This is a genomic window from Vibrio sp. 99-8-1 (assembly GCF_013114595.1).
Lineage (GTDB): Bacteria > Pseudomonadota > Gammaproteobacteria > Enterobacterales > Vibrionaceae > Vibrio.
In genome coordinates, this window is the sequence record NZ_VTXE01000030.1 from 64120 (window position 1) to 84942 (window position 20823).

Below are 20823 nucleotides of genomic sequence, written 5' to 3' on the forward strand. Positions count from 1 at the left end.
GGGTTTTTTATGTCTGTTATATGGCGTTGTGCTACAGCACCATCGCAGCAATCCATCCAAATACAATTAGTGGAATATTGTAGTGGATAAATGTAGGGACTACCGTTTCCCATACGTGCTCGTGTTGGCCGTCAGCGTTGAGTCCGGATGTTGGACCAAGGGTTGAGTCGGAAGCCGGTGAACCTGCGTCACCTAGAGCCGCAGCAGTACCTACTAGAGCAATAGTTGCCATTGGAGAGAAGCCAAAAGCAGCAGCCAATGGTACATAAATGGTTGCCAGAATAGGGATGGTTGAGAAAGAAGAACCGATGCCCATGGTGACCAATAATCCCACGATAAGCATAAGTAACGCAGCTAACGCTTTGTTGTCACCTATGCTGGTTGCAAGTGCTTCAACTAACGTTTCTACGCCACCGCTTTGTTTCATCACAGCGGCAAAACCTGCGGCAGAGATCATGATAAAACCGATCATCGCCATCATATGTACCCCTTTGGTGAAGACATCGTGTGTCTCTTTATATTTAATCACACCACCAAATGTGAACACCATAAAGCCAGCCAAACCACCAATAATCATCGAACCAGTGCTCAACTGTGCACCTAGAGCCGCAGCAATGGCAACAAGAGCCACCATAATATTGCGCTTATCTATGCTAACTTCACTGTGAACGGTTGTTAGCTCGGTCTCTTTATATTCGCGAGGTTTACGATAGGAGAAAAATATCGCAAATAGGAGGCCTGAAATCATACCTAAACCGGGTAGTAGCATCGCGGTTGGAACTTGGCTAGCAACAACTTCTGGAAGGCCATTGTCGTGTAAGTTCTTAAGCAAAATGTTGTTTAAGAAAATACCACCAAAGCCGATTGGCAATACCATATAAGGGGTCACCAAACCGAATGTGAGTACACATGCGATCAGACGACGGTCCAGTTTCAGTTTTGCAAAAACGCCCAGAAGAGGTGGAATTAAAATTGGAATAAAGGCGATATGAACAGGGATGACGTTTTGTGAAGACATAGTCACAAGTACTAATGCACAAATGATTAGGTACTTTAGCCCTGTTGACGCAGCAGCATTTTCATTGCCATGAATACGCTTAATAACATTTTGTGCTAGAAGGTCAGTTAAACCAGATTTAGAAATGGCCACTGCAAATGTACCTAACATCGCGTAGCTCAATGCGATAGTTGCACCACCGCCTAAACCACTTTCAAATGCAGAGATTGATTCGTTCAGGCTCATACCTGACACTATGCCACCAACAATAGCACTAAAGGTAAGCGCAACGACAACGTTGACTCTCATTAGTGCCAGTAGCAGCATGATACATACTGAGATTACTACCGGATTCATATTATTCTCGATTGGGTTGTGTTTGTTTATTTGTTCAAACCACTATGGCCTATAAAATAAGCGAGATGGCTCGATTTATTGTTATTCGGAATCGACTAATGGCCAGCCGCCAAGGGCTTTCCATTTATTTACAATTCCGCAAAATAACTCTGCTGTTTTTTGTGTATCGTATAGTGCAGAGTGGGCTTCTTTATTGTCAAAATCCATCCCGGCTGTTTTACATGCTTTGGCCAAAACGGTTTGACCATAAGCAAGACCACTTAATGCAGCGGTATCAAAAGTAGCAAAGGGATGAAAAGGGACTCGTTTTAATGCGCTGCGTTCGCTCGCTTGCATAACAAAGCTATGATCGAAGTTAGCATTATGAGCAACCATGATTGCACGGCTACAATCGGCTTGCTTCTGTTCTTTTCGTACCAGTTTATAGATCTCTTTTAGCGCTTCGCTTTCTGTTACCGCACCGCGTAATGGGCTAAAAGGATCTCTGATGCCATTAAACTCCAGAGCTTCTTTTTCAAGATTCGCTCCTTCAAATGGTGTGACATGAAAGTGAATGGTTGAGGCTGGATGAAGGTCTCCATTGTCGTCCATTTTTAATGTGACGGCACAAATTTCCAAAAGTGCATCGGTTTTTGCATTAAATCCAGCGGTCTCTACATCAATAACAACGGGAAAATAACCACGAAAGCGTTTTTTTAATGTGAGTTGTTCGTTTTCTACTGTCATGTCTTAAAATTATAAATGTGATAAGGCACGCATTATTGCAGATTCTAACTCAGAGCAAAATGGTTAAAGTCAAATCTATCTACTGATATAGCAACTATTTTTCTTTTGTAGGATGGATGTTAATGTTTTTAAAGATATAAGAGTCGACAAAAGAGGGACTAGCGAGCTTAAATTGATGACGACAGTGCGTTTATTGCCAATTGTGGCTAACTTCTTGCAATGGCTACCCAGAAGTACTGACTATTTGTAGAAAGTGAGCGAGAAAGGAGCGTTTTTTCCTAGAAGGCGGCAATGATATGCCGTTGTCGCTATTTAAGAGTTTTATGATTATGAAAAAGTTGATTGCGTTAAGTGTATGTTTGTCATCAGCAATGATATCTCCGGTATCAGAGGCGGTGTCGATCCGTTATGCCGCAACACCTGAGCAATCTGAGTGGCAAATGGTGGTGAACACACCGTTAGAGTGTCGTCTTGTTCATCCTATTCCTAATTATGGTCAGGGTGAGTTTTCTTCGATTGCGAGCAAAAAAATCAACTTAGATTTTGAGCTTAAAATGCGTCGGCCAATGGGAGAGACACGCAGCGTTAATTTGGTTTCTATGCCACCTTCATGGCGAGCAGGCGAGAGCGCTGATCGCATGAATACGATGAAATTCTTTAAACAGTTCGATGGCTATGTGGGTGGACAAACCGCATGGAGTATTTTGTCTGAGCTAGAAAAAGGTCGTTCTCCTACCTTCAGCTATTCTGATTGGCTTAGTCGAGATCAGCGCGTTGAAGTCGCGTTATCGTCGGTTACATTCCAAGATAAATACAATGCATTTTCACTCTGTATCAGCCAGTTATTGCCGTACAGTTTTGAAGATATCTCTTTTACTATTTTGCATTACAACCGCAACAGTGATCAGTTAAATAAAGCATCGCAAAAACGCTTAGCGCAGATAGCAGAATATGTGAAATACAATACTGATATCGATTTAGTGCTCATCTCGACTTATACCGATTCAAGTGGTGACAAGACTGCGAATCAAAGTTTGTCAGAAAGAAGAGCGGTGGTGTTGCGTGATTACTTCAAGTCTATTGGTTTACCGGGGAATAGAATCGAAATCCAAGGATATGGTAAACGTCGCCCGATTGCAGACAATGGGACGCCTATTGGTAAAGATAAAAACCGTAGGGTGGTTATCTCGCTCGGAAGAACCCAAGTATAGAATATTAAAATGCGGCCAAATGGCGGCATTTTTTATCTCAGCTTAGTTCAGTTTAAATCGAGCGATTATTTCGCAATTGCTAACGGTATTAATGTGCTGAACTCTTTGCGCGATGCTAGTGTCTGGGTGTCTTTTCATAAAATTGATTAGCGCTTTTTGGCAGCAGCCTAATGAATCGATAAACGCGTGACATGACTTTTGTGGGCATTGCGGTACTAGCATCAATAATTTTTCTGATGCCAACTGTAGGTATTTTAACTCATACTCTTGATCGCCATTTGTACGCCAGAAGTTGGCTAAGTTGTGGCAAGAGATAACATTAATGGTCAGCAGATCATCAATATTAACCTGTTCTTCATCGATGAGTTTATCCGACACATTAAGTGCTTGTTGGTAATGTAATATACTACGAAGGTAATCTTTTTGCTGTAGTGCACTATCGGCCAGTAGTGTGTGTTCTTCCCATTTATCTATGCTCATGGTAACTCTCCTTTACGACTCACTAGCGATATACCGTTGATTAAAACTTATGAGTAAGGGTGACGATCAATTATCGTCACTGATTACTAACACTCGGTTTAATTAAGGTGAAATATTGATGAAAGTGAATTGTAAATGATAATTATTATCATGTAAATGCGTAATGTAGCAGCGACACGATGGATTCAGTATCGCTGCATTGAATTAAGCTAGAAGAAGCTGTGGCTAGAGAATAACGGTTTTGTTGCCATTGACAAAAACATGATCGTTCACCACTTTATTGATGGCGCGGCTTAAAATGTTCTTTTCAACATCCCGTCCAGCTTGAGCCATATCTTTGGCGCTAAAGTTATGATCTACCGGGATTACATCTTGTTTAATAATTGGCCCTTCATCGAGGTCATTAGTCACAAAATGCGCGGTCGCACCGATGATTTTTACACCGCGGTCATAGGCTTGCTGGTAGGGTTTTGCACCGATGAAAGCGGGTAAAAAGCTGTGGTGAATATTAATGATCTTATGATGATATTTTTCGACAAATTGTGGTGTCAGAACTCGCATATATTTTGCCAGTACTAAATAATCGGCTTGGTAAGAGTCAATTACCGCCAGCATTTTCTCTTCATGTTCTTCTCTAGTGAGGCCTTGATGATCCACATGGTGGTACGGAATATCAAATTTTTCCGTTAAGCTTTGTAGAACATCATAATTTCCAACGACCGCAGCAATATCAATATTTAAACTGCCATCGTAGCTCTTAATTAAAATGTCCCCTAAGCAGTGGGCCTCTTTGGTCACCAAAATAACCACTTTCTTTCTTGATTTTGAGCTTACTAGCGAACGCTTTGTGCCTTGTGGTAGTGCTTGGTCTAGATCAAATAGAAAGGTGTCATCGTTAAATATCCCCTCTAACTCTGTTCGCATAAAAAAATGGCCATTGGTATTATCAACAAATTCATTGTTATGAATAATATTGAGCTGATGCTTGTAGCATATATTGGTTATTTTAGCGATCAGGCCAGGTGCGTCACTGCAGTGAGTGAGCAAAGTCTTTTTTTCCATTTTCTGTTACTTCCGTATTTATAAATTCTTGCTGAACAAGCACCTTGAGGTTACTTGGTTATATTCGTTACCTCTATAATTAATCCATTCTTAATTTGGTTTCAATAAATTAATTTGATTGATTATCGCGTCACCCTAACAAACCTGCCATAATCTGCTTCATTAAAGATTGGCAAAATGTCGCATTTACACTCAAGTGACCTCAAGATGCAGGATTCAGAACTGCATCAACAGGTTCAGTTCAAGAAAGATAATCGAGGGAATGGTATTCCCTTTCAAGGTTATCTGACGCAGAAAAGAGCATATTGATGAGCTGCCAATGAATTCTCGCTGAACAAGCCCCATGAGGTTACTTGAGTATAGATGATGAACAAAACATTTTCGGCAGAGGGTGCGTTAGGAAAAGCCATTCCGGGTTTTCAACCTAGGCAAGCCCAACTGGATATGGCAGAAGCTGTAGAGAAAGCCATTAAGGAAAAATCTCAGTTAGTGGTGGAAGCAGGAACTGGGACGGGTAAAACATTTGCATATTTGGTTCCAGCGCTGTTAAGTGGCAAAAAAACCATCATTAGTACCGGCTCTAAAAACCTTCAAGAGCAGTTATTTCATCGTGACCTTCCTTTAATGGTGGACGCTTTAGGCTATTTGGGGCAGATAGCCTTGTTGAAAGGCCGTTCAAATTACCTCTGTTTAGACCGTTTAAGTCGACAATTAGTAGAGAGCCATAGTAACGAATCCGATCCAACAATGTTAACTCAGTTAATCAAGGTTCGTAGCTGGTCATCGGAAAGCAAGACGGGTGATTTGGGTGACTGCGATGATATTGCGGAAGACAGCCCAGTTATATCATCTATTACTTCGACCAATGATAATTGTTTAGGGAAAGAGTGTCCAAGTTTTCAAGAGTGCTTTGTATTAAAAGCGAGAAAAAGAGCATTAGAGTCCGATGTTGTGGTGGTAAACCATCACCTGTTTATGGCCGATCTTGCCATCAAAGAGACAGGTTTTGGAGAACTTATTCCTGAAGCCGATGTGTTTATCTTTGATGAAGCACATCAAATTCCAGATATTGCTAGCCAGTATTTTGGTCAATCAGTCTCCAGTCGACAGATGTTAGAGTTAGCTAAGGATATTGAAATTGGCTATCGAACTGAAGCTCGAGATATGCGCCAACTAGAAAAAGTGGCGACCCGCATAAGCCAGTCAGCAATGGACATGAGAATAGTGTTTGGTGAACAGCATTTTCGTGGCAATTGGCGTGACGCAATAAAATCAGATCCAATCAAAAATAATGTCAGACGTATACTCGATGGCTTAGAGTTGGCGATTGAAGTACTTAAGTTGGTTCTGGGGCGAAGTCAGCTACTCGATACCGCTTTTGAAAGAGCGACGCTGTTAAAGTCACGCTTAGAACGAGTTTGCGATGTTTCAATAACTGGATATTCATATTGGTTTGATACGTCACCCCGTCACTTTAGTATTCACATTACACCGCTTTCTGTGGCGGATAAGTTTAGCCAGCAAATCGAACTCAAGCCTGGTGCATGGATTTTTACTTCTGCAACCTTGTCTGTCTCTAACGATTTTAGTCACTTTACTCATCGGTTGGGTTTGCAACCACCCCAGCAGTTTTCATTGCCTAGCCCGTTCGATTATCAGCTTCAAGCAAAGCTGTGCGTGCCTAGGTATCTCCCTGAGCCTAACAGCCCCGGTTTGGCGAAAAAGCTAGTGACTATGTTGTCGCCTGTTATAGAGAAAAACAATGGCCGCTGCTTTTTCCTTTGTACGTCACACAGTATGATGAAAGAGTTGGCAGATGGTTTTCGGGACAATTTGTCTGTACCAGTGCTGATGCAGGGGGAAACCAGTAAACAGAAGTTATTGGCTGAATTTATGGAGCTAGGAAATGCTCTATTGGTCGCCACCGGAGCTTTTTGGGAAGGGATTGACGTTAGAGGTGACAGCTTAAGCTGTGTTATTATCGATAAATTGCCGTTCACTGCCCCTGATGACCCACTATTAAAAGCGCGTATAGAGGATTGTCGAATAAGTGGCGGAGAACCCTTTACCCAGGTTCAATTACCGGATGCCGTTATTACCCTTAAACAAGGGGTAGGGCGTTTGATACGAGACAAGACAGATCGAGGCGCATTGATTATATGCGATAATCGGTTGGTCACTCGTGATTACGGTGGAACGTTTTTACAAAGTTTACCGCCAATTCCGAGAACCAGAGATCTGAGCCAGATCTCCCAGTTTTTAGAACAGACCCTAGCTAATTAGACCTAACAAACTAACGAAAAATTTGAGACATTCATGAGTACGAAAATTCTTGCCTTAGACACATCTACTGAAAACTGTTCTGTTGCATTATTGGTGGGGAATACCTGCTATACCCGTAGTGAAGCATCACCGCGTGGCCATACACAGAAAATATTACCAATGGTGGACGAGGTATTATCTGAAGCAGGGCTCACCCTTAATGACGTTGATGCTCTTGCTTTTGGACGAGGTCCCGGCAGTTTTACTGGTGTAAGAATTGGCATTGGTATTGCACAAGGTTTAGCATTTGGTGCAGATTTACCGATGATTGGTGTGTCGACGTTAAAAACCATGGCGCAAGCAACGTATCGTAAACAGGCTAAAGCATCTGTCGCTTGTGCTATTGATGCCAGAATGAGTGAAGTCTATTGGGGAAGATACCAGCGTCAAGAAAGTGGCGATTGGATTGCGATTGATGAAGAGTGTGTTATTGCACCGGAAAATTTGCTTTCTCAAGTAGAGTCTGACGATGTGACTTGGACGCAAGCCGGGACGGGCTGGCAAGCGTATCAGCAATCACTAGAATCATTGGCTATTTCTGTTGAAGAGGGTGATGTACTTTACCCCGAAGCAGAAGATATTGCTTTTCTTGCGCAGTTTGAGCTACAAAAAGGCAACACGGTAACGGCTGAGCAAGCCAGCCCTGTTTACTTAAGAGATAAGGTAGCTTGGAAAAAACTGCCCGGACGTGAATAATTTGTTTTATTCGGACATATTTTAGCTGGTGATATGTAATAAAACGGTATGGCAAATAGGATTTTAAACGCGTGTTATGAATGGTAGGTGATATATGGTGATGATAAACGGTTTGCCTGCCACAACAGTGGCAAATACTAGCAAAGCACAAAAAAACAGCCCGGCTAAAAAACAACAAAACAGAAGCCAAATTGCCCAAACCACTAAGGTTGCAGACGCTGTTGCACACTCTATACGCCATGTAGACGAATCTGAAATCGAAAGGGCACAGATACAATATGATCTTCCGCCGGGAGGATCACGAAAAGCGATGGAAGAGTATATGGATGTACTCAATCAAGCGCGTAAAGAGGAACTTGCCCAGTTAATAGGCGTTGACCTGTATATATAGGGTCTAAAATATCTGAAAGGTCAAACGACCCAAGTTAATTTAAAAGGCGGCTAGCTATGTATAAAGCAACGTTTGTTCTATTTTTTACTCTCTTTCTTTCCGCTTGCTCCTCTCTTCCTGACAATCTTGCTACTGCTAATAAAAATGTCATAACCGATTTTACACAGTGGAAAGGTACTGACCTTAATGTCGCAAATGAGGTTCGGCTTGGGGGAGTCGTGGCCAGTGTCACCAACTTAGCGGACAAAACTCGTATTGAGATGGTTAACATGCCAATTAGCAGCTCAGGTCGGCCAGATTTGCTCTCAGAGCCAACGGGACGATATGTCGCCTATATTGATGGCTACGTTGAATCTATGTCATTGGCTAATGGAAGATTGGTGACGTTCCTTGGCGTCAGTGATGGCATTGAGCAGGGAAAGGTAGGGGATTTTGACACGGATTTTCCGGTTATTAATGTGACCAGCTATTACCTATGGCGGATCGAGGAGAAAGTTATCGTTAATGAAAGCAGTAGTATTCTTCATCCGTGTTGGGGCGGGATACATTGCCGAAGCAGTTCCCCCTCATCGAATACCGGCCGAGTAGTAAGAGAGTTGAAATAGTATTTAGAGGCGTCATTAGTCGTTAGGGATAGGGAAAAAAAGTGATTCGAGAGCAGACCATACAACTGGCAAATTATGAACTGGCGACTCTACAACTGGGCCATGCGGCGGATGCCGAGGTAACGGTGGTTTTTCTACACGGTTGGTTGGACAATGCAGCCAGCTTCTCTTCGGTATTGGCTGAGTGTGCGACGCTACGGTCAAATGTGCATTACATTGCCATCGATCTGCCTGGGCATGGGAAATCGGCACATCGACAATCGGACAACTTTTATCCATTTCATGACTATATTGACGACGTTCATCAACTTTTAGCCAAATTGTCTGCCAATAAGTTGATCATTGTCGGCCATTCTCTTGGCGCGTTAATAGGCTGCTGCTATAGTGCTGCGTTTCCTGAACAGGTTGACGGGCTAATTCAGATTGAAGGCTTTGGACCCTTGGCAGAGAAAGAAGATAACAGTGTGGCAAGGTTGCGAAAAGGCATTCTAAGCCGCAGACAAATTGCTAAAAAGAGACAACGAGAGTTTTCATCACTGGCTGATATGGTTAGTTTGCGAGCAAACCTGAACGGCGTAACAGAGCAGCAAATATCTCCGTTGGTAGAGCGAGCGAGTTATGGTAAAGGCGAAAAATGGCAATGGCGGCATGATGTAAAACTTCAGGCTGACTCACTATATAGAATGTCATTTTTGCATGCAGACACATTTATGAAAAGTGTAACATGTCCGCAGATCATCATTTTAGGTGATGAAGGCTTTTCTTATCTCTCTGAACAAGTTTTATCCTATCTGGAAGAGGGTGAAAACATTAATAATCAAAAGGTTAAGGTTGAGCGTTTGTCTGGTGGACATCACTGCCATATTCAACAGCCTAAGTTAACATCGAAAATTATTTTGGATTTAGTTAACAAAATTTAAACAACTGTTTAATACTTTAGTGCGTCCACTTATATGCTTGTGCTGTAATAAGTGGCAATCACAATCATAAAAGCAAATTGATATTTGCTAAATTCGTGCAACAAGGAGACAAGTCGTGGAGAAACCTTGGCTTTCACGCTATCCAAGCGATGTACCAGCTACAATTAACCCTGATGAGTACCCATCTCTGGTTGAGATGTTTGAGAATGCAGTAAGGAACTTTGCTGATCAACCCGCGTTCGTCAATATGGGTTCAGTCATGACCTTCCGTAAGTTGGAGGAGCGAAGCCGTGCTTTTGCTGCATACTTACAAAATGATTTAAAACTGAAAAAAGGCGATCGTGTTGCATTAATGATGCCTAACTTGCTGCAATATCCTGTTGCGTTATTTGGGGTATTAAGAGCCGGTATGATCGCCGTTAACGTTAACCCTTTATATACGCCAAGAGAGTTAGAGCATCAATTAAATGATGCCGACGCTTCGACTATTGTGATCGTGTCGAATTTTGCTAATACCTTAGAGCAAATTGTAGATAACACACCAGTAAAACATGTTGTGTTGACCAGCTTAGGGCAGATGCTGCCAACTGCAAAAGGGACGATTGTCGATTTTGTCGTTAAGTACGTCAAAGGCATGGTACCTAAGTATGATTTACCGGGAGCTATCTCTTTTAAGAAGGCTCTGCATAAAGGTCGAAGACTGCAGTACGTCAAACCATTTATGTCTGGTGAAGACATTGCGTTCTTGCAGTATACCGGTGGAACAACGGGGGTGGCAAAAGGGGCGATACTAACTCATCGCAATATGATCGCTAATGTCATGCAAGCCAAAGCGGTTTATCGTCCTGTCTTGAAAGATGGCCGAGAAACCGTAGTAACTGCACTGCCTCTGTATCATATTTTTGCTTTAACAGTAAACTGCTTACTCTTTTTGGAAGTTGGCGGACGCAACCTACTAATTACCAACCCAAGAGACATTCCCGGTTTTATTAAAGAGCTGCAAAAGTATCAATTTACTGCAATTACCGGCGTGAACACCTTGTTTAATGCTTTGGTAAACAATGAAGATTTCCAAGAGCTTAACTTTAGTAATTTGAAGTTAACCATCGGTGGCGGTATGGCGGTTCAAAAAGCCGTAGCTGATAAGTGGAAAAAGACCACTCGAGTTCCACTCGCTGAAGGCTACGGCCTAACGGAATGTGCACCTTTAGTCTCGGTTAACCCATATAATCTAGAAGACTATAATGGCTCCATCGGTTTGCCTGTATCCTCAACAGAGGTTCGTATTGTAGACGATGAAAGTAAGCCATTGGCAAATGACCAAGTCGGTGAACTGCAAGTTCGTGGACCGCAGGTTATGCAAGGTTATTGGCAGCGAGCAGAAGCGACCAGAAACACCATTGATGAAGATGGCTGGCTATCAACCGGTGACATTGTTAAGTTCGATGATGAAGGCTTTTTGCATATTGTTGACCGTAAAAAAGATATGATTTTGGTCTCTGGCTTTAATGTCTACCCTAATGAGATCGAAGATATTGTTGCCCTACACGGTAAAGTGTTAGAAGTTGCCGCCATTGGCGAACCACATGAAGTCTCAGGTGAGATGGTGAAAATCTGTGTTGTAAAACGAGACCCTAGTGTCACCGCACATGAGATTATTGAGCATTGCCGTAAGTACCTCACAGGTTATAAAGTTCCTAAAATTGTGGAATTTAGGGATGAACTGCCTAAAACCAATGTAGGTAAAATATTGCGTCGTGAGCTTCGTGAAGAGGCTGATGCAAAACGTGCAGAAGCCGACGCCACAAACGCTGAAGATAAACAAGAATAGTTTTTCTAGCAGTGCTATTATCATTGAATGACTCAATCGGTATCTATCGTTTGAGTCATTTTTTACTGTGTAAACTCTATGGCGGGAGATTTTCTAATTCTATGGAACAGTGAGTTTCAACAGAATGATTGAATGCGTATAAAAGAGTTATGTCTATGTAGATCTGCTATGTTTTAAACACAGAGCCTTATCTTTAAATCAAGTGGTGTTGGCCTGATAGGGTCAGTGAGTGACTTGAATATAAATAAGTAGAGATTTTTGTGAACTACCAAATAATTGATACCACCTCAGCATTAGAAGAGATTTGTCAGAAAGCCAGCCAACATGACACCATTATGTTGGATACTGAATTTGTCAGAACACGTACATTCTTTCCGCAATTGGGTCTTGTCCAGTTGTATGATGGTGAAAACCTGTCACTGATTGACCCCACACTTATTGATGATCTGTCTTCTTTTGAACGTCTGTTAAAAAATGCAGGGGTGTTAAAAGTACTGCATGCTTGTGGTGAAGATTTAGAAGTATTCAAACAGAGTTTTAACTGTACGCCATTTCCTATGGTTGATACTCAAATCATGGCCGCATTCTTGGGGCACGGGTTATCAACGGGCTTTGCAGCATTGGTCAGTGAGTATCTTGATGTTGAGCTGGATAAAAGTGAATCGAGAACCGATTGGTTGGCGAGACCTCTTACCGAGAAACAGTTACAGTATGCCGCGGCAGATGTGTTTTATCTCAAGCCAATGTATGAACAGTTAGAGAGTAAAATCACCAAAGCAGGTTGGTGGGATGCAGCGTTGCAAGAGTCAGAATTACTGATTGAGAAGCGCAGTGTTGAGGTTGATCCTGAGAAAGCTTATCTGTCGATTAAAGGTGCGTGGCAGCTTACCCCTAATCAGTTAGCTATTTTGAAACCTCTTGCAACATGGCGTGTAAAAGAGGCTTTGAAGAGAGATTTAGCACTAAACTTTGTCTTTAAAGAGCAAGATCTATGGTCTGTTGCTCGTTACGAATTAAAGAGCTTAAAGAAGATGGAAGAGAATGATGTTGATCATCGCTCTATTCGTCGTCATGGTGAAAAGATCATCACTATGGTTAAGAAAGCCCAGCTAATTTCTGAAGATGAGTGGCCAGAGAAAATTGAACGTCTAATGGATTATCCGGGTTATAAACAGCAGTTTAAAGCGTTGAAAGATGAGGTGAAAGTGGCTTCACAAAACTCCGGTTTGGCCACAGAATTTTTGGCGTCGAAAAAACAGTTAAATCAGCTGCTTCGTTGGGTATGGGTTAAGCAGCGAGATGCCGCCAAGTTACCTGATGTTCTTCAAGGGTGGCGAAGAGATCTGTTTGGTAATAAATTAGATAGTTTAATAAAAGGGTAATAGACCTATGCTTTGTTCTATATATAAAAGTAACAAAAAAGAGGGTGCTTACCTATATATCCCAAAGAAAGATGATTTTTCTGATGTTCCTGATAGTTTGATGGAGATGTTTGGGAAACCTTTTTTTGTTATGGTAATCAAACTTGATGGAAGAAAACTCGCTCAAGTTGATATTGAGAAAGTGAAAGCGTCGTTGCAAAGTGATGGTTTCTTTTTGCAATTGCCACCCCCACCAGAGAATTTGCTGGAAACATATAAAAAAGAAAAAGCCAAATACCAAGGTGACGCCTAACATAATAACAACTTAAAGGGATGTGCATCGATTGGCTAACGGAGAAAGGAAGTGAAAAAAGTAGTCAGTTTGTTTATTGGTTTTGCGTTAAGCGCATCGGCCTATGCCAACAATGCCGATTTTGCCAACTATGTGGAAGGATTAAAGAAGCAAGCAATAGAGAATGGTATTTCATCTTCGGTAGTTGAAGAAGCTTTCTCTAATGTGAAATTTAAACCTAAAGCGGTAAAGGCAGATAAAAATCAACCAGAGAAAAAACTCACTTTGGATGAGTATATTCCACGAGCAGTGCCCGATTGGAAAGTAAAGCAAGCTCAATCACTTTATGATAAGCATTACACTGAGTTGAACCGCATTGGTAAACAATATGGCGTTCAACCAAGGTTTATTGTTGCCCTTTGGGGGGTAGAAAGTAACTTTGGTAAATTAACCGGCGGTTACAATGTTATTGATGCGTTGACCACTCTGGCTTATGACGGTAGAAGAGAAGACTTTTTCCGTAAAGAGGCGATGGCAGCGTTAACTATACTGGACCAAGGCCATATTACCGCTTCTAAGATGAAAGGTTCGTGGGCTGGGGCGATGGGTCAGTGCCAATTTATGCCAAGCTCTTTCCTTAATTTTGCGGTTGACGGTAATGGCGATGGTAAAAAAGATATCTGGAATAATAAAGAGGATGTCTTTGCTTCCGCTGCTAACTATCTAAGCCAATCTGGCTGGGATGATAACTATACTTGGGGGCGACAAGTTCATGTTCCTAAAGGGCTATCTTCTTCTCTGTTAGGCCGTTCGAAAGAGAATGCTAAATCATTGCAGCAGTGGAATGAACTTGGTGTCAGGCGTCTTAACGGTAATGTACTCCCTGTTCTTGATGAAGATATTGATGCTTGGTTAATCATGCCTGATGACGAAAATGGTAGAGCGTACCTTATCTACAATAACTATCAGGTGTTGATGAAGTGGAATCGTTCGTATTACTTTGGTTTGGCGGTGAGCCATTTAGCAGACAAACTTAAATAATCTCGATTGAGTTTATATACTCAAGTAACCTATTTTTAAGGCCGCTAATGCGGCCTTAATTTTATGATTTGGTAAATCGAGTTTATTCGCCGTGATTAACGGTATTGTTCACACGCAATCATCGTATTTTCGATTAGACTGGCTACCGTCATAGGACCAACGCCTCCCGGTACAGGAGTGATAAACTTGGCTCTCTGTTTAGCACCTTCATAATCGACATCACCAACCAGCTTACCTGATTCAAGACGATTAATACCTACATCAACCACTATCGCTCCCTCTTTGACCCAGTTGCCCGGAATAAAGCCAGGTTTACCCACCGCAACAACCACAACATCAGCAAGGCGTACATGCGTCTCAAGCTCAGTGGTAAATCGGTGGCAAGTTGTTGTGGTACAGCCAGCCAATAGCAGCTCTAATGTCATTGGTCGACCAACAATGTTGGAAGCGCCAACGATAACCGCGTGCTTTCCGCGTAACTCAATGTTGTAACGCTCTAATAGAGTGATAATGCCCTTTGGGGTACAAGAGCGAAGCTTAGGGATTCGCTGAGCCAATCGACCCACATTGTATGGGTGAAATCCATCGACATCTTTTTCTGGCAAAATACGCTCAAGCACTTTGGTAGTATCAATACCAGCAGGCAGTGGAAGCTGGACTAAAATGCCGTCAATCTCATTATCATTATTAAGTTTGTCGACCAGTTCAAGTAGCTCTGACTCACTGGCTGTTGCCGGTAAATCAAAAGATTTAGAAACAAAGCCAACTTCATCACAAGCTTTGCGTTTGCTACCGACATAAACCTGAGATGCAGGATCTTCACCAACTAAAATTACAGCAAGGCCGGGGGCTCGTAATCCCGCTTCCGTACGTGCTTTAACACGTGCAGCAACTTCAGAACGAACGGTTTGTGATATTAATTTTCCATCTATATTTTGAGCAGCCATATCTTCCCTTTACTGTAGAATTACTAAGCGTGCGCATTGTCGCAAAAAATGAATGGAATAGCTATAACGCAAACGATTGCGCAGAATAAATATCAAACACTTGGCTTTTTTTTAGTCAGTTAAATCAGAAAGTAAAAGAAAGCGATTGACCTGACCAGTGCTTCTCGTATAATTCGACCCTACAACGCGCCCTTAGCTCAGTTGGATAGAGCACGTGCCTTCTAAGCATGTGGTCAGAGGTTCAAATCCTCTAGGGCGTGCCATATACGAGAAGCCGTAACAAGTTAGTACTTGCTACGGCTTTTTTGCGTTTGTCGCTAATGGGTCAAGTAATGGGTCAAGTTAGCAAATCCTTTAATCCAGATTTTGCATTAAAATAAATCATGTGAAAAATTTATTTTGTAGAAAATGGATGTTCAAATGCAAAGATCTCGCTTATACCTTTCTAATCAAGCTTGCTTAAATGTATCTGCACTTTATAAATATGGGCTGCTTAAAGTTGGATGTGAAGGAACCTCATCAATAACAAAAGGTGATACAACTGTTTGGTCGCTAGACTGGGCGGTTTCTGACGATTTGATTTCTGTTACATATTTACTTAAGGGGCAGGGGCGACGGCATCGGATAAAGCTTATCCACCAGCCAGTTAATTTCGGAGGTAGTCGTATTTATCTCATGTGCCCTTATTGCGGAAAAAACAGAAAACAGATTTATTTTATTGCGGGTTATGCTGCTTGTCGGTGTTGCCATGGTTTGCATTATCGTTGTCAGTCTGAATCCCCGTTAGATCGGTCTATACGCACCTCAAATCGGCTATATAAGCAGTTTATGACACTCTCTGAGCAATGTGGATACTATGAAGGAAAAGCCTTGAGAAGAGCTAAGGCGGCTTGTTTAGCTGGCGTTAAAGCTAATAGCAGTCAGTTCAGGAAGCTGGTTAATTCACGTTTTAGCTGCTGGAAATAAATCTTTAGTTAATACGAAATAGATTAGTTTTGTTAACGTGTAATATGAATAATGAAAAATGCATTGGATAATATTAAAAGTTGGTGTTGTGGTAAGTTTAATTTAGTGCGATTTTTAATTAAATTCATATAATTGTAAGTTAGGTGTCTCAATCAAGAAAATGATTATATTTGTAATCATATAGGAAAATAGAATGATTATAAATTCTATCAATTATTTGATGGGGTTACGGTTTTTAATAATTGTGTGTGTTTTGTTTTTGATATATTTTGTTATATGTTGTCTCTTTTGGTTTCACCTTGTTATTGGTGTGTTGATATATGACCTAATCAGTGCCATGATAAGTTTAATTCAATATAAATGAGAGGTTGTTATGGCTAGAAGCTTTAAAGAATTTCATCCTGATGATTGGGAGTTTGTTAATAATAGGACAGGAGAGGTAATCCCTTATAACATATTTGTGGTTAAAGATGGAGGGAACTTTAATAAAGTGTTTCTAAATGAGTTTGCTTCGGTTATTGGCTGTACTGGAGGAAGCAGCGAGAAGGTATTATCATGGATACTGAGGAGTAAAAACAACCGTAATGAGTTTTACTCTACACAACAAGAAATAGCATATTTGACAGGAGTAGGAGTGGCGACTGTTGGAAGGGTTTTTTCTGCCTTAAGAAAGCATCACTTTCTGAGAAAGACGCGTTCTGGCGCCTACATCATTAATCCGAATATGATCCATTATGGTGGTGATGGTAATCGAATTGCAATTGTGAAAGTGTGGTCAAACTGCAAGTAAGGTTCATTGGTTTTTTAATATGTATAGTAATAATAGAGGAGAATAGAATAGATGAAGGAATCAACTTTAATCTGTTGAAATAAATGATTAATTTGTTTTTTAATCTACCAAATATGATAGGGGATATAATCAAATATGATTTTCATTCTTGTAAAATATGATTGGAGTTTCAATCAGATATGATTGGTGAGAAGTTTTGCGAATTTATTAGAGTTACGGAGTGTTAATAAATGATTACGGACGATAAAAAAAGAAACTTTATTAATTATTTGGCGCGAGGGTTGTCGCCATCATTTTGTTTTGATATGGCAAATGTAAAAAAAGACCCAAATATCAGGGCGGATTTTATTACTGAGATATTTGAAGACGTCGAGTGCCAAGAGTACTTACTTTATTTAATGAAGGATAGGATATACGGTGAGTTGTATGATGCTGGCGCTAGTCTTGAGGATAGATATATACCGATATAAATTAGGTGTTATTTTTTGAGAGCACAACAACGATGTTATTCAACCTATCTTACTTTCTTGTATGTTTAAGCGATCACCACCTTGAACTCATTTACAAGGTGGTTAATAAGTAAGGATTAGCTTTGAGCTTCGTTGAACTTGCCCAGCCCTTTCATAAACATATCAAAGACGATACTTGCTAAACCATCTTTTACGGCATTATCAGAAAGAGCTTTCATCGCCATTGTGTTGTGAGTTTCCATACTTTCGATAATGGCGGTTTGTATGGCTTCAGGGAATTGACCAAGCATAGCTTGTTCTTTGGTGTTGTTCTTCACCTGATCCATCGTAATTTCATCATCCTGCACTTTGCCAAACAGGGTTTGAGCATAACTCAGCATATCGTTCTCAGATAACCCATCTTCAATGAACAGGTCGTTCATTCGCTCAATGATCTCGTTAAGAAACTCCGTTTTTGGATCTTTAGGCGCTGCACCTGAACCTTCTTTTGCGGCTGGCAAGTAAGGTTTAGGCTCTTCACCAATCTTAACATCAAGCTGTAAATCTGCTTCTCGCTGTTCGTGTAGTCGGTAGTGCGTCATTACCACATCTGATAAATCCACATCATCGTCAATGATATCAAGGCGTAAAAGTGGGTGTAGATGCTTGGCAAAGATGCTGAGTTTTTCCAGTTCGTAATCATCAAAATTGACGATCTGAGAAGTAAACTCATAGTAGCGATAGAAAGAGATCAAATCCTTCTTAAACACTTCAAGAATATCTCGTGCTTCTTTAGCGTGTTTGACGCTGTTTTCTGCAAACTTAATCCTCTTGTCGTTCTTTTCAATTTTCGCTTTTGACACTTCCGCCTGTGCGGATTGAAGCACCTGAGTCGCCTCTTTATAGCGAACGGTGAAACGATCAACGGCAGGTTTACACAGATTCGCAAGTTTGGCTTGGTTTGCTTGTTTGTTGTTATACGCATCAACAAACGCTTCTACTTCAAACCATTGGTAAATCCCAACTTGATTGAGTTTTTTCATCAAGTCATAAACGATGTTTGGATCAGATATGCCTGCCAGTTCAGCCGTTTGGAAGTAAACCTTAAACTCTGCCAAGATCTCTTCTGGGTCATTCACAAAGTCGAGCACAAAGGTCTTATCTTTGCCCTTACAGGTTCGATTTAGTCTTGATAGGGTCTGAATACACTCCACGCCTTTTAATGGCTTATCGACATACATAGCGACAAGTTTAGGTTGGTCAAATCCTGTCTGGAACTTATTCGCTACTAACATCACCTGATAATCCGCAGTATCAAATGCTTTACGCATATCACGACCACGTAGATTAGGGTTCATATTATTTTCAGTAAAAGGCTGATCTGGAAAATCGGGATCATTCACTTCGCCAGAAAACGCCACCATTGCATTAACGTTGTTATAGCCTTTGTCTTGAACGTATTTTTCAAAAGCCAGTTTGTAACGCACCGCTTCTAAACGGCTACTGGTGACGACCATTGCTTTTGCTTCACCGCCTAGCAAATGTTTTACTTTTTCGTTGAAGTGCTCAACAATGGTTTCGACTTTTTGAGCAATATTGTAAGGGTGTAAACGAACCCACTTCGCCATCTTTGAAGCAGCTTTTTTACTATCTACTTCGTGATCTGAGGCTGGGTTATCATGTGCCAATTGGTAAGCGACTCGATAACTGGTGTAATTCTGTAATACATCCAGAATAAACCCTTCTTCAATCGCTTGGCGCATTGAGTAAACGTGAAACGGTAAGGGTTTATTGGTATCACTGGCTGGCTGATCAAGATCAGGTCTACGGCCAAATAATTCTAAGGTCTTGGCTTTCGGTGTCGCTGTAAACGCAAAGTAGCTAATATTGTTTGAGCCTTTACGAGCTTCCAGCGATAAACACAACATATCTTCACTGTCTAGCTCTTCATTCCCGTCTAATTGCTCTGCCATTAGCACTTCACGCAATTTACGTGCGGTTGTTCCTGTTTGGCTTGAGTGTGCTTCATCGGCAATAACCGCAAAGCTTCGACCTGAAAGAGTAGAATCTTTACGGATCGCTTCTAAAACGTGTGGGAATGTTTGAATGGTTACAATAATGATAGAGGTGCTTGCTTTTAGCTCTCCTGCCAATTGGCTAGATTTAGAGCCTTGCGCTTCTTCTCGGTTAACACGTGCAATCATCCCTTCATTATGATCAAACTGATAAATCGTATCTTGTAGCTGACTATCAAGCACTGTTCTATCAGTAATCACTATCACTGAGCCAAAGACCTTATCCCCAGACGCTTTGTTTAGCTCTGGATGATCAGTGTAGTAGTGCTTTGAAGCAAGTTGGTGAGACAACCACGCAATCGAGTTTGATTTACCAGAGCCAGCACTGTGCTGGATAAGATATTTTTGTCCTGTGCCTTCGCTGTCAACGGTATTAAGTAGTTTTGAAACGACCGCCCACTGGTGATAACGAGGGAAAATCATCGTTTCTTTTACTTTAATAGAGCCGTCTAACTGCTCTTCATCTTTTACTTCAAGATGGATATATCGGCTTAGGATCAGTAGCAGGTTATCTTTTTGGAAAATCTCTTTCCAAAGGTAAGAGGTTGCATAGCTGCCGTCTTCAGGTACATCATTACCTTTACCACCGTCAGCCGTACCTTGGTCAAAGGGTAAGAAGAACGTCTTTTTACCAGCTAAACGAGTGGTCATTGCGACATTGTATTGGCTCACAGCAAAGTGAACCAATGCGCCACGTTTAAAGGTTAATAACGGCTCTGTTTTCTTAGTCTTAGGATTTTTAGGCTGTCTGTCCTTCATATACTGGACTTTGGCATTATCAATCGACTGTTTAAACTCAGATTTAAGCTCACACGTTGCAACAGGGATACCGTTAACGAATAGCGTTAAATCTAAACGACCATCATAACCATTTGGTGAGTAAACTAGCTCTGGCACAACACGCAGAATATTTTGCTCATAACGTGCGGTTGCCGTTGGATTTAGGTCGTGATCAGGTTTGAAGCTACAAAGGTCAAACTTCGCTCCACGATTATTGAGTTTGTTTCGCAATACCCAAAGTGTGCCTTCGTTTTTAAGCTCTTGCTCTAATGACTTGAGCAAAGCGTCAGCCGTTGCGTTTGGACTGCGCTCTGTATCTGGAAAGTGCTGTGCTAGCTTATCCCATTGCTCAGGCTGAGTTGCTTTGGCAAAAGCGATCACATCTTTAGGGTAAAGTGCCAACTCTTTGTTGTACTTGTTTGACTCGCCTAGCAACCAACCGTGAGACTGCATTTGGTCGAGGATGTCGTTTTGGAATATTTTTTCTTGTGCCACATCTGACATTTTATTTATCCTGTTCTTTT

Annotated in this window: 19 protein-coding genes and 1 tRNA gene; 14 read left to right on the forward strand and 6 right to left on the reverse strand. The window is 41.4% G+C overall.

The features are described 5' to 3' along the window. Positions 1 to 31 precede the first annotated feature (31 nt). Together F0227_RS16265 and rnt are read right to left on the reverse strand one after the other, a co-directional pair. Positions 32 to 1354 carry a Na+/H+ antiporter family protein gene (locus F0227_RS16265; RefSeq protein WP_171754295.1) on the reverse strand — a complete coding sequence of 441 codons (1323 nt, stop codon included), beginning with the start codon at positions 1352 to 1354 and terminating at the stop codon, positions 32 to 34. An 81-nt stretch (positions 1355 to 1435) separates the two neighbouring features. Beyond that, entirely contained in the window at positions 1436 to 2080 is a 645-nt protein-coding gene (rnt, locus tag F0227_RS16270) for a ribonuclease T (protein ID WP_171754296.1), read from the reverse strand. Positions 2081 to 2451: 371 nt separating this feature from the next. Between rnt and F0227_RS16275 the strand changes: the two genes are divergently transcribed. Further along, complete coding sequence (locus tag F0227_RS16275; protein WP_253822122.1) at positions 2452 to 3291, forward strand: OmpA family protein; 840 nt, start codon at positions 2452 to 2454, stop codon at positions 3289 to 3291. Positions 3292 to 3333: 42 nt separating this feature from the next. Here the strand turns inward: F0227_RS16275 and F0227_RS16280 are convergent, their stop codons facing one another. Then, the gene (locus F0227_RS16280) at positions 3334 to 3771 is read right to left on the reverse strand and encodes a DUF2753 family protein (protein ID WP_171754298.1); all 438 of its coding nucleotides are present in this window, start codon (positions 3769 to 3771) and stop codon (positions 3334 to 3336) included. Between the two features lie 225 nt (positions 3772 to 3996). Then, positions 3997 to 4833, reverse strand: a complete 837-nt coding sequence (gene purU, locus F0227_RS16285) for a formyltetrahydrofolate deformylase (RefSeq protein ID WP_171754299.1) — start codon at positions 4831 to 4833, stop codon at positions 3997 to 3999. A gap of 363 nt (positions 4834 to 5196) precedes the next feature. On the opposite strand from purU, the gene F0227_RS16290 reads away from it, so the two are divergent. The 9 genes from F0227_RS16290 to F0227_RS16330 all read left to right on the forward strand — a co-directional run bounded on the left by F0227_RS16290 (position 5197) and on the right by F0227_RS16330 (position 14292). Continuing rightward, a complete protein-coding gene (locus tag F0227_RS16290; protein ID WP_171754300.1) occupies positions 5197 to 7116 on the forward strand; it encodes an ATP-dependent DNA helicase in 1920 nt (639 codons plus the stop codon). Between the two features lie 33 nt (positions 7117 to 7149). Next, positions 7150 to 7851, forward strand: coding sequence for a tRNA (adenosine(37)-N6)-threonylcarbamoyltransferase complex dimerization subunit type 1 TsaB (gene tsaB, locus F0227_RS16295; protein ID WP_171754301.1), 702 nt, complete (start codon positions 7150 to 7152; stop codon positions 7849 to 7851). 94 nt (positions 7852 to 7945) lie between these two features. Beyond that, positions 7946 to 8242: a chromosome partitioning protein ParA gene (locus tag F0227_RS16300; RefSeq protein ID WP_171754302.1), complete on the forward strand. Its 297-nt coding sequence runs from the start codon at positions 7946 to 7948 to the stop codon at positions 8240 to 8242. Positions 8243 to 8298: 56 nt separating this feature from the next. Beyond that, positions 8299 to 8847: a Slp family lipoprotein gene (locus F0227_RS16305; RefSeq protein ID WP_171754303.1), complete on the forward strand. Its 549-nt coding sequence runs from the start codon at positions 8299 to 8301 to the stop codon at positions 8845 to 8847. 44 nt (positions 8848 to 8891) lie between these two features. Then, a complete protein-coding gene (locus F0227_RS16310; RefSeq protein ID WP_171754334.1) occupies positions 8892 to 9767 on the forward strand; it encodes an alpha/beta fold hydrolase in 876 nt (291 codons plus the stop codon). Between the two features lie 115 nt (positions 9768 to 9882). After that, positions 9883 to 11598, forward strand: coding sequence for a long-chain-fatty-acid--CoA ligase FadD (gene fadD, locus F0227_RS16315; protein ID WP_171754304.1), 1716 nt, complete (start codon positions 9883 to 9885; stop codon positions 11596 to 11598). A gap of 260 nt (positions 11599 to 11858) precedes the next feature. Then, complete coding sequence (gene rnd, locus F0227_RS16320) at positions 11859 to 12980, forward strand: ribonuclease D (RefSeq protein WP_171754305.1); 1122 nt, start codon at positions 11859 to 11861, stop codon at positions 12978 to 12980. A 7-nt stretch (positions 12981 to 12987) separates the two neighbouring features. After that, entirely contained in the window at positions 12988 to 13272 is a 285-nt protein-coding gene (locus F0227_RS16325; protein ID WP_171754306.1) for a YcgL domain-containing protein, read from the forward strand. 51 nt (positions 13273 to 13323) lie between these two features. Then, positions 13324 to 14292 (forward strand): lytic murein transglycosylase, encoded by a 969-nt coding sequence (locus F0227_RS16330; RefSeq protein WP_171754307.1) that lies wholly within the window; start codon positions 13324 to 13326, stop codon positions 14290 to 14292. 95 nt (positions 14293 to 14387) lie between these two features. Here F0227_RS16330 and folD read toward each other — a convergent pair whose 3' ends face one another. Beyond that, the gene (gene folD, locus F0227_RS16335; RefSeq protein ID WP_171754308.1) at positions 14388 to 15239 is read right to left on the reverse strand and encodes a bifunctional methylenetetrahydrofolate dehydrogenase/methenyltetrahydrofolate cyclohydrolase FolD; all 852 of its coding nucleotides are present in this window, start codon (positions 15237 to 15239) and stop codon (positions 14388 to 14390) included. A 186-nt stretch (positions 15240 to 15425) separates the two neighbouring features. On the opposite strand from folD, the gene F0227_RS16340 reads away from it, so the two are divergent. The 4 genes from F0227_RS16340 (at position 15426) to F0227_RS16355 (ending at position 17465) form a co-directional block, all read left to right on the forward strand. Beyond that, positions 15426 to 15502, forward strand: a tRNA-Arg gene (locus F0227_RS16340). A 157-nt stretch (positions 15503 to 15659) separates the two neighbouring features. Then, positions 15660 to 16205 carry a hypothetical protein gene (locus F0227_RS16345; protein WP_171754309.1) on the forward strand — a complete coding sequence of 182 codons (546 nt, stop codon included), beginning with the start codon at positions 15660 to 15662 and terminating at the stop codon, positions 16203 to 16205. Positions 16206 to 16578: 373 nt separating this feature from the next. After that, positions 16579 to 16995: a replication/maintenance protein RepL gene (locus F0227_RS16350; protein ID WP_171754310.1), complete on the forward strand. Its 417-nt coding sequence runs from the start codon at positions 16579 to 16581 to the stop codon at positions 16993 to 16995. A gap of 230 nt (positions 16996 to 17225) precedes the next feature. After that, entirely contained in the window at positions 17226 to 17465 is a 240-nt protein-coding gene (locus F0227_RS16355; protein WP_171754311.1) for a hypothetical protein, read from the forward strand. Between the two features lie 116 nt (positions 17466 to 17581). Here F0227_RS16355 and F0227_RS16360 read toward each other — a convergent pair whose 3' ends face one another. Then, on the reverse strand, positions 17582 to 20803 hold the full coding sequence (locus tag F0227_RS16360; protein WP_171754312.1) for a DEAD/DEAH box helicase family protein: 3222 nt from the start codon (positions 20801 to 20803) through the stop codon (positions 17582 to 17584). Between the last annotated feature and the right edge of the window lie 20 nt (positions 20804 to 20823).

Coding starts and splice junctions, on each gene's coding strand:
- F0227_RS16265 (WP_171754295.1), bottom strand. CDS start 1,354: ATGAATCCGGTAGTAATCTCAGTATGTATCATGCTGCTACTGGCACTA.
- rnt (WP_171754296.1), bottom strand. CDS start 2,080: ATGACAGTAGAAAACGAACAACTCACATTAAAAAAACGCTTTCGTGGT.
- F0227_RS16275 (WP_253822122.1), top strand. CDS start 2,452: ATGATATCTCCGGTATCAGAGGCGGTGTCGATCCGTTATGCCGCAACA.
- F0227_RS16280 (WP_171754298.1), bottom strand. CDS start 3,771: ATGAGCATAGATAAATGGGAAGAACACACACTACTGGCCGATAGTGCA.
- purU (WP_171754299.1), bottom strand. CDS start 4,833: ATGGAAAAAAAGACTTTGCTCACTCACTGCAGTGACGCACCTGGCCTG.
- F0227_RS16290 (WP_171754300.1), top strand. CDS start 5,197: ATGATGAACAAAACATTTTCGGCAGAGGGTGCGTTAGGAAAAGCCATT.
- tsaB (WP_171754301.1), top strand. CDS start 7,150: ATGAGTACGAAAATTCTTGCCTTAGACACATCTACTGAAAACTGTTCT.
- F0227_RS16300 (WP_171754302.1), top strand. CDS start 7,946: ATGGTGATGATAAACGGTTTGCCTGCCACAACAGTGGCAAATACTAGC.
- F0227_RS16305 (WP_171754303.1), top strand. CDS start 8,299: ATGTATAAAGCAACGTTTGTTCTATTTTTTACTCTCTTTCTTTCCGCT.
- F0227_RS16325 (WP_171754306.1), top strand. CDS start 12,988: ATGCTTTGTTCTATATATAAAAGTAACAAAAAAGAGGGTGCTTACCTA.
- folD (WP_171754308.1), bottom strand. CDS start 15,239: ATGGCTGCTCAAAATATAGATGGAAAATTAATATCACAAACCGTTCGT.
- F0227_RS16345 (WP_171754309.1), top strand. CDS start 15,660: ATGCAAAGATCTCGCTTATACCTTTCTAATCAAGCTTGCTTAAATGTA.
- F0227_RS16350 (WP_171754310.1), top strand. CDS start 16,579: ATGGCTAGAAGCTTTAAAGAATTTCATCCTGATGATTGGGAGTTTGTT.
- F0227_RS16355 (WP_171754311.1), top strand. CDS start 17,226: ATGATTACGGACGATAAAAAAAGAAACTTTATTAATTATTTGGCGCGA.
- F0227_RS16360 (WP_171754312.1), bottom strand. CDS start 20,803: ATGTCAGATGTGGCACAAGAAAAAATATTCCAAAACGACATCCTCGAC.